This window comes from Skermanella sp., assembly GCF_059503625.1.
Genome location: NZ_JCACHA010000593.1, coordinates 9059 through 18211, shown reverse-complemented (window position 1 = coordinate 18211; position 9153 = coordinate 9059). Strand labels below are relative to the sequence as shown.

At 66.3% G+C, this 9153-nt stretch carries 8 protein-coding genes; 7 read left to right on the top strand and 1 reads right to left on the bottom strand.

Going from position 1 to position 9153, the window contains the following annotated elements; all coding sequences use genetic code 11:
• The 7 genes from AC5JJ6_RS15470 to pqqE all read left to right on the top strand — a co-directional run.
• On the top strand, positions 1-3175 hold a 3175-nt coding region (locus AC5JJ6_RS15470; protein WP_496042912.1), incomplete at its 5' end, for a phosphoenolpyruvate carboxylase.
• A 215-nt stretch (positions 3176-3390) separates the two neighbouring features.
• The gene (locus AC5JJ6_RS15465) at positions 3391-4260 is read left to right on the top strand and encodes a phosphatase PAP2 family protein (protein WP_496042911.1); all 870 of its coding nucleotides are present in this window, start codon (positions 3391-3393) and stop codon (positions 4258-4260) included.
• A 209-nt stretch (positions 4261-4469) separates the two neighbouring features.
• On the top strand, positions 4470-4547 hold the full coding sequence (gene pqqA, locus AC5JJ6_RS15460; RefSeq protein ID WP_084165078.1) for a pyrroloquinoline quinone precursor peptide PqqA: 78 nt from the start codon (positions 4470-4472) through the stop codon (positions 4545-4547).
• Positions 4548-4596: 49 nt separating this feature from the next.
• Positions 4597-5511 carry a pyrroloquinoline quinone biosynthesis protein PqqB gene (gene pqqB, locus AC5JJ6_RS15455; RefSeq protein WP_496042910.1) on the top strand — a complete coding sequence of 305 codons (915 nt, stop codon included), beginning with the start codon at positions 4597-4599 and terminating at the stop codon, positions 5509-5511.
• Positions 5508-6260 (top strand): pyrroloquinoline-quinone synthase PqqC, encoded by a 753-nt coding sequence (pqqC, locus tag AC5JJ6_RS15450; protein ID WP_496042909.1) that lies wholly within the window; start codon positions 5508-5510, stop codon positions 6258-6260. Before pqqB ends, pqqC begins: the two co-directional genes overlap by 4 nt.
• A 2-nt stretch (positions 6261-6262) precedes the next feature.
• A complete protein-coding gene (gene pqqD / locus AC5JJ6_RS15445) occupies positions 6263-6565 on the top strand; it encodes a pyrroloquinoline quinone biosynthesis peptide chaperone PqqD (protein WP_496042908.1) in 303 nt (100 codons plus the stop codon).
• Positions 6562-7695 (top strand): pyrroloquinoline quinone biosynthesis protein PqqE, encoded by a 1134-nt coding sequence (pqqE, locus tag AC5JJ6_RS15440; RefSeq protein WP_496042907.1) that lies wholly within the window; start codon positions 6562-6564, stop codon positions 7693-7695. Before pqqD ends, pqqE begins: the two co-directional genes overlap by 4 nt.
• A 170-nt stretch (positions 7696-7865) precedes the next feature.
• Here pqqE and AC5JJ6_RS15435 read toward each other — a convergent pair.
• Positions 7866-9153 (bottom strand): hypothetical protein (locus AC5JJ6_RS15435; protein ID WP_496042906.1); only part of this gene is annotated, 1288 nt, incomplete at its 5' end.

Below are 9153 nucleotides of genomic sequence, written 5' to 3'. Positions count from 1 at the left end.
AGCCGCCCCAGGTGCTGGCCGCTCCGCTTCCACCCGCAGCCCCCGTTCGACGAAAGCCCGCACCATGCAGCAGGATTCCCCTGGCATCGCCTCCCCTGTTCTCGCGGCCGGCCCGGCGGAGACTGCCTGGACGACCGAACCGGCGCAGGACGGCATGACCGGATCGAACTGGCCGCTGCTGACGAAGGATGCCTGCTTTCCCCCGGTAGACGCGGCGCCGGCCGATCTGGCCGCCCTTACCGCCGATCTGGTGGCCGCCCTCAGGCGCTTCGACGAAGCGACCGACGACGACCCGTTCAGCAATCCGATCCAGCGGGTGGCGCTGGAGCTGTCGCGCCGAATCGAGAACGGTTCCGTCTCCTACGCGACGCTGGAGCAGCTGATCCAGTACCTGTCGGCCGACGGCTTCATCGGACGCGCCGCCCGGCTGAAGCGCTATGTCGGGGAAATGGACCCGGATGCCAATATCCGCATCCTGACGGACAAGATCGAAGCGCTGGCGATGCCGCCGGGCGCCGCGGAGCCAGCGCCGTTCGACCGGTTCCGCGCTCAGGTCGAGCACGAGCTGTTCGGCATCGTCATGACCGCGCACCCGACGTTCAACCTGTCGGGCGAGCTGATGGAGCTGCTGACCACGATGGCCTCAGGCCGGGCCGGCGACGGCACCCCCCTGCCCGAGTCCACCCGGCGGGAACTGGTCGACCATATGGCGGGGCTGGTCCACCGGCCCGACGACGACCTGAGCCTGACGCGGGAGCACAACCTGTCGCTGATCGCGATCGGCAACGTCCAGGCCGCCTTGCGTCAGCTCTACGGCATCGTCCATAGCGTCGCGGCCAATCATTATCCGGACCGCTGGACCGAACTGACGCCGCGCCTGATCACGGTGGCAAGCTGGGTCGGCTACGACCTGGACGGGCGGTCGGACATCAAGTGGACCGATACGCTGCGGAAGCGCCTGATCGTGCAGGTGGCCCAGCTTCGCCACTACCGGGAGGAAGTCCGGGCGGTGCGCGAGCTGACCGTTACCGGACCGGCATCGGGCGGACCGGCATCCGGGGGTGAGGACATCCGCCACACGCTGGACCTTCTGGAATCGCGGCTGGCGCTGGCGATCAACGAAGTGACCGACGAGATCGGCGTTTTCGGCCAGGACCCCGGAGAAGCGGAGGCGCTGCCCCATATCCAGCGCATCGCCCAGCGGATGCACGACGGCATCTCGCTGCGCCTGATCGACAACGCCCAGGCGATCGGACTGATCGACCGGATCATCCGGCTGGCGGGGTCTCCCGAAAAGGCCAGCCAGCCGGCCATCCACCGGCTCTGCACCCTGCGGGCGGAGATGGCGAACTACGGACTGGGCATGGCGCACACCCATGTCCGGATCAATGCCACCCAGCTACACAACGCGATCCGCAAGACCGTGGGGATGGAAACGGCTCCCGACGATCCGCGCTATCGCCAGTCCTACCTGAACTCGCTGAACGACCTGCTCGACAAGGTCAGGCCGCAGACGATCAACTTCGGATCGATCATGTCGGAGCGGACATCCGCCAAGCGGCTGTTCATGATCGTGGCGCAGATGCTGAAATACGCCGATGCGACCACGCCGGTCCGTTTCCTGATCGCCGAGTGCGAGTCGGCCTTCACGCCGCTGACGGCGCTCTATTACGCCAAGCTGTTCGGCGTCGCCGACAAGGTCGATATCAGCCCGCTGTTCGAGACGGAAAAGGCGCTGGAACAGGGCAGCCGGGTGATCGACCAGCTGCTCGACAATCCGCATTACCGCGCCTATGTCCAGGCGCGCGGCCGGCTGTGCATCCAGACCGGCTTTTCCGACGCCGGGCGCTATTTGGGACAGACGCCGGCCTCGGCGTCGATCGAGCGGCTGCGGCTGCGCATCGCCCGGCTGTTCCCCAAGCACGGGCTGACGGGCGTCCAGCTCGTCATCTTCGACACCCATGGCGAATCGATCGGCCGGGGTGCGCACCCGGCGGGCTTCGAGGAGCGGCTGAGCTATACCGCCACGCCGTATTCGCTGGAGTACCTTGCCGACAACAAAGTCGATTTCAAGCAGGAGGTCAGCTTCCAGGGCGGCGACGGCTTCCTGTATTTCGTGTCGCCCGCCGGGGCGCTGGCGGTGATCACCCGTATCCTGGAGCACATGTTCGGCGACCGGGGCGAGGCGCGGAACGACCCCTATTACGAAGATCCGGATTACATCACCGAGTTCTTTACCACGGTGAAGGAGTTCCAGGTCTCGCTGGTCAGGAGCCAGGACTACGCGACGCTGCTGGGCGCCTTCGGCACCAACCTGCTCTATCCGTCGGGCAGCCGCGCGATCAAGCGGCAGCACGACGGCAACGACGATATCGAGCAGGCGTCGGTCAGCCAGATCCGCGCGATCCCGCACAACGCGATCCTCCAGCAACTGGGCCTGCCGGCCAATACCATCAGCGGCGTCGGCGAGGCGATCGACAAGGACCCGGAACGGTTCCGCCAGCTCTACCTGCGCTCCAACCGGTTCCGCCAGCTGATCGGCATGGTCGAATACGGCGCCGCCATCGCGTCGCCCAACGCGCTGCGCGCCTATATCGACACGCTCGACCCCGGCTTGTGGCTGCTGCGGGCGGCCAAGACCCCCGACCGCGCGCGGGCGGAGCAGATGCGGCGGCTGGCCGGATACCTTGAGGACACCCAGCTCCACGCCCGCCAGACCAAGGTCGGACGCAAGCTGTTCGCCGACTACTGCATCCTGCGGAACGGTTTGGACCAGATCGAGGGCGGCGGCTGTGGGGCGCTGGTGAGCGTGGCGGCGCGGGAACAGCTTGGCGTGCTGCACGCGGTCCGGATAGCGCTGATCCACGAGATCTTCCTGCTGTCGACCCACATCCCGCAGTTCAGCAACCAGCACAACACGACCCATGCCCGCCTGCTGCTGCGGGTGCTGCACCTGGACATCCCGACGGCGGTCAGCCAGCTGGAGCGCATTTTCCCGGCGACGACCGATACCGCCGTGACCGGCGATTTCGGCGAGCGCGCGACCTATGCCAGCGACGAGAGCCAGAACTATCAGCGCGAGAACGAGGACATCTTCACGCCGATGAACGGGCTGTACGAACTGATGCGCCGGGTCAGCATCGGCGTCGTCCACCGGATCGGCTTCTTCGGCTGATACGGCAAGGCTTGGGGCGGTGCCGATGCCGGCATGACCGGCAGGCGCGCTCCGTTGCCCTGCCGATCGGGAACCGATAGGCCGGTCGCGGGTTTGACCGGCACCTTGCGCTCATCGTCATCCGGAGACCGGCCATAACGACCCTCAACCTGCTCCTGGCCTCCGGCATCCTGCTGCTCGGTCTGGCCGCCGTCTATGGTATGGCGTGGGGAGCGATGGTGCTGATCCGCTACGGCGCCGCCAGATTGCAGGGCCCCGTCCGCACGTCGCGCCACTGGGTGCGCGACCGGCCGGTGGTGGCGCTGCTGGAGCAGCGGTTCCCACGCGCTTTCCGCTTCGTGGCATCGCGGCTCCGGACGAAACGCTTCGACGGGCTGCCGCTGACGCTGATGGTCCTGTTCGCCCTGTATCTGGTGGCGCTGTTCGGCGGGCTGGTGCAGGAGCTTCACGAGGCCGAAGGGCTGGTCCGGCTGGACAACGCGGTGGACCGCTGGTTCGACGCGCACCGGGTCCAGCCCTTCATCGACGCCATGGTGTGGCTGACCCTGTGGGGTGAAGGTCCGACCACGACCATCGTCGGGCTGGTGGCGTCCCTGCTGTGGTGGAGCAGCAGCCGGGGGCATCTGGTCATTCCATACTGGATCTGCGTGCTGGGCGCCCAGGTCACGACCTGGAGCGCCAAATACATCATCGCGCGCGAGCGCCCGGCTAACTGGGACCTGATCGAGGCGCACAGCCCGGCCTTCCCCAGCGGCCACGCGACGGCGGCCATTTCCGTCTATGGCTTCATCGCCTACAGCGTATGGCGGACGATCCAGACCAAGCCGCGTGCCCGGTTCGAGGTGGTGTTCTGGGGAGCAGTGGCGATAGCGATGATCGGCTTCAGCCGGATCTACCTGAGCGTCCACTTCCTCAGCGACGTCGCCAGCGGCTATGTGGTCGGCGGCTTCTGGCTGGCGGTCGGAGTCGTCGTGACCGAGTGGTACACCGAGAAGCGGCACGTACGGCAGGCGAGGCGGGAGCGGTCCACCGACGCCCTCGGTGAAGGGCAGGACAAGCAGGGTGCGGATCGGCATCTCCGCTAATTCCGGATGTTACCGGACAGGTTTTCAACCATTCCAAATTGGGGCCTGCCCCTTGACCCAAACGGTCTTAGACCAAAGTACAGCGTTACAGTCTCGTCCGGATCGCTATTATATAAGTCCATCACCCACGAAATGGTGAGGCGAGCTGTGCTCAAGGTGTGCAACCCCGAGCTTCGCTTGTAATGTCCCAACCAGGAGAGGATTACGCTATGAAGTGGAAGACCCCCCGGATCGTCGAGATCGCCGTCGGCATGGAAATCAACTGCTACGCCTGCGCCGAGATCTAATCTACCCTAAGCTACCCGCACCGCCTGCGGTTGAAGACTGGATACGGCCGTGAAAATAGTTGTGCTGGGCTCGGCCGCCGGCGGTGGCTACCCTCAATGGAACTGCAACTGCGACACCTGCCGCAGGGCTTGGAGCGGCGACCCCGTCGCCAAGCCGCGCACGCAGTCGTCCCTTGCGATCAGCGCCGACGGCGAGAGCTGGTTCCTTTTGAACGCCTCGCCCGATCTGCGGAAGCAGATCCTCGATACCCCCCTGCTCCACCCGAAATCCGGACGCCGGCACAGCCCGATCATCGGGGCCGTGCTGACCAACGGCGACGTGGACCATGTCTGCGGGCTGATAAACCTGCGGGAAAGCCAGCCGCTGACGCTCTACGCGACGTCGCGCATCCATGAAGTGCTCGCAGCCAACAGCGTCTTCCAGGTGCTGAACGCCGATCTGGTGAAGCGCCGGACGCTGGCGCTGAACACCTCGGTCGAGCTTGAGGGTCCCGATGGTCCCAGCGGCATCACCGTCGAGATGTTCACGGTCCCCGGCAAGGTAGCGCTGTACCTGGAAGGTGCTGCACCGGTGCTGGACGGCGAGACGGAAGACACGGTCGGGCTGCGCATAAGCGGTATTGGCAAGAGTTTTTTCTATATTCCCGGCTGTGCCCGGCTGACCCCCGCCTTGGCGGACCGCGTCCGCGGCGCCGAGCTGCTGCTGTTCGACGGGACGCTCTGGCGCGACGACGAAATGGTCATCCAGGGCGTCGGCACGAAGACCGGACGGCGGATGGGGCATATGAGCGTGTCGGGGCCGGACGGGTCGCTGGCCGCCTTCGCCGATCTCGGCATCCGCCGCAAGATATTCATCCACATCAACAATACCAACCCCATACTGCTGGATGACAGCCCCGAACGAGCATTCGTAAAAGAAGCCGGCTGGGAAGTGGGGGAAGACGGAATGGAGGTATCGCCATGACTGAATTATTGAGCCCCGACCAGCTTGAAGAACGCCTGCGCGCAATTGGCGCCGCCCGCTACCACAGCCTCCACCCGTTCCACGAACTGCTGCATACCGGCAGGCTGAACTTCGGGCAGGTCCAGGCTTGGGCGCTGAACCGCTACTATTACCAGTGCAACATTCCCATCAAGGACTCGGTCGTGCTGTCGCGCCTGACCAGTGTCGAGGACCGCCGCGCCTGGCGCCAGCGGATCATCGACCATGACGGCAGCCAGCCCGGCGAAGGCGGCATCGCCCGCTGGCTGAAGCTGACCGAAGGGCTGCACCTGGACACCGCCTATGTCGAAAGCTGCGCCGGTCTCCTACCGACGACGCGCTTCGCGGTCGAGGCTTATGTGCATTTCGTCCGCGACCGGACGGTGCTGGAGGCGGTCGCCTCGTCTCTGACGGAGCTGTTCTCGCCCGGCATCATCCAGAACCGGGTTTCCGGCATGCTGGCGAACTACGACTTCGTGTCGAAGGAAACGCTGGCCTACTTCAACAACCGCCTGACCGAAGCGCCGCGCGACGCCGATTTCGCGCTGGCTTACGTCAAGCGCGAGGCGCGCCGGCCCGACCAGCAGCAGGCCGTTCTGGCGGCTCTGGAGTTCAAGTGCGACGTGCTGTGGGCACAGCTCGACGCGCTGTACTATGCCTATGTCGCTCCCGGCCACATCTCGCCCGGCGCCTTCGTGCCGGAAGGGTTCACGACCGAACTCAGGCGCTGATTATGAGCGAGGACAGCGGAAGCGTTCGTCCGACGGTCACCGAAGACAGCGTGCCGCGGCTGCCGCGGCACGTGAAGTTCCGGTTCGATCAGGCGCGCGACGCCTGGGTCGTGCTGGCGCCTGAAAAAGTCTTCATGCCGGATGAGATCGCGGTCGAGATCCTGAAAAGGTGCAACGGCGGCACCACATTGCGGGACATCATCGACGACCTCGCCAAGACCTTCGAGGCGGATCGCGACACGGTGGCGTCCGATGTCGTTGTTCTGCTCCAGGATCTGGCCGACAAGGGGATCATCACGCCATGAACGCCCTCTCGCCGTCTCCGGCCAAGGAAAAAGCCGGCTCCGCGGCGCCCGCCCCGCCGCTGGCGCTGCTGGCCGAGCTTACCCACCGCTGCCCGCTGCAATGCCCCTACTGCTCCAACCCGGTGGAGCTGGAGCGGTCGGGCGCCGAACTGGACACGGCCACCTGGAAGCGGGTGCTGGAGGAGGCGGTCGGACTTGGCGTCCTTCAGGTCCATTTCTCCGGCGGCGAGCCGACCGTCCGCAAGGATCTGGTAGATCTGGTGCGGCACGCCGCCAGCCTCGGCTGCTACACCAACCTGATCACGTCGGGCGTGCTGCTGGACGGCGCCCGCTTGCAGGACCTGTACGACGCCGGACTGGACCATGTTCAGCTCAGCTTCCAGGATACCGACATCGAGAGCGCCGAGCGGATCGGCAATTTCAAGGGCGCCCAGGCGCGGAAAATGGACCTCGCCCGGCAGGTCCGGGAACTTGGGCTGCCGCTGACCGTCAACGCCGTCGTCAACCGGCACAACCTGGGCCGGCTGGAAGAGATGATCGAGCTGGCGCTGAAGCTGGGAGCCGAGCGGCTGGAAGTCGCCCACGTCCAGTATTACGGCTGGGCGCTGAAGAACCGCGCCTCGCTGCTGCCGACGCGGGAACAGCTCGACAACGCCACCGCGATCGTGACGGAGGCGCGGGAGCGGCTGAAGGGCCGGCTGATGATCGACTACGTCATCCCCGACTACTACGCCAAGCGCCCGAAATCCTGCATGGGCGGCTGGGGGCGGCAGTTCCTCAACGTCTCTCCGGCCGGCAAGGTGCTGCCGTGCCATGCCGCGGAAAGCATCACCGGGCTGGTGTTCGACCGGGTGCAGGACAAGTCGCTGGCGGATATCTGGCACAACTCCCCCGCTTTCCAGGCTTATCGCGGGACCGACTGGATGCCGGAGACCTGCCGGACCTGCGACCGGCGGGAGATCGACTGGGGCGGCTGCCGCTGCCAGGCCTTCGCGCTGACCGGTTCGGCCGACGCGGTGGACCCGGCCTGCGGGCTGTCGCCGCACCATGCGGAAATCTTCGAACTGGCCGAACGCGAAGCCGGCGCCCCGCCGCCGCCCTTCGTCTACCGCCGGATCGGCGGGGGCTGAGCGCTGCCGGTTACTGGGGCTCTCTTTCTACCATCATGCCAAGGCTTGATCTTGGTATCTCCTTTCCGGAGATGAGCGGTTGACATCTGAACTTCAGGTTGAAGTCCTCACGTCAGCTTGCGCCGGGAGATGCCGAGATCAAGTCCAGGCTTGACGGGATCAGGTGCCGCTCAAAGCGGGCAGCGCCGGGCGATCCAGGCGGGGGGTGAGGAGTCGGTCAGGGCGCCCTGGGCGCCGACGCCGGACAGCACGATATGGTCGTTCCCGACGATGTCGTAGAACTGGGTATAGCCGCCCTCGAAGACGATCGTGAAGCGGGTTCCCAACTGCTTGTACTGGGTGATGGTGCGCTTTTCGGTGCCGCCGAAGGTGCTCCACGAGGTTTGCAGCCCGTCGGTCCACTCGATATAGCCGAGGTCGCATTTGGCGCCCCAGCGTCCGCGCAACGGGTCGGGCGTTTCCGTCGTACCGGCGGAGGCCTGAGCTGCTTCGAACTGGGCGCGGGCTTCTGCGATCAGGGCCATGGCGGTGGCGCGGTCGGCACTGGCCGGCGTCCAGTCCACCCGGTCCGGCGGATCGACGTCAGGGCAACGGACCAGCGCCGGGCCGCCGGGATGCGGGCCTGTGCGGGTGCTGAAATACGATACCTGCTGGATCTTGTCAGGCCCGAGGCGGCTGTAGCGCGCTTCGGTCGAGCCGTCGAAGGCGATCAGGTCGTCGTCCACCATGCCGTAATAGACGGTGCCGCCGGAAGCCAGCGAGGTCCGGGCATCGAACAGATAGCTGCGGTCGGGCTGGTACAGCAGATATTCGGTGGCGCAGCTTGCGGCATCCTTCGACCACTTGCCGAAAAGCCCTGCCGCTTCCTTCGGCGTCGCATCGGCCGGCGGCGGCGGGACGGGCGCCGGTATGGTCGGCGGAGCGGCCGGAGCCGCCGGCGCCGCGAGGCGCGCCGCCTGGACCACCGGCGGCGGTACCGGCTGTTCCGCCATGGGAACGACGTGCTCGGGCAGGCTCCACAGCACGGCGGCGGCGATGCCGGCCAGGGCAGCCGCCGCTGCGCCGGCTTTCGCCACGGTGCTGCGCGAGGGCGGCCACAGGCCGCCGGCCGACGCCGGATCGGACCCCGCCGAAGCCTTCGCCGAGGTCCTGCGCGACGGCGTGAATTCGACCGGTGCCGGAGGCTGGTCCAGGAACTTCGGCCGGACGATGGCGGGAGGCTCCGCCAGTTCAAGCTCCGATCCCAAGCGGAAGGTACGCGGCGCATCCTCCTCGTCGCGGTCGTCGATCTCGAAGATCGGATCGGGCACGGGCGTCAGCTCGAACGGGCGGTCCGGCTCGGCATCCTTCAGGTGTTCCCACAGGATGCGTTCCGGCTTGTCTTTCAGACTGGGGTCGATCAGGACGATCCGGACGCCGTCACCGGGCAGCAATTCCACCAGCGTCCAGGCCATGCGG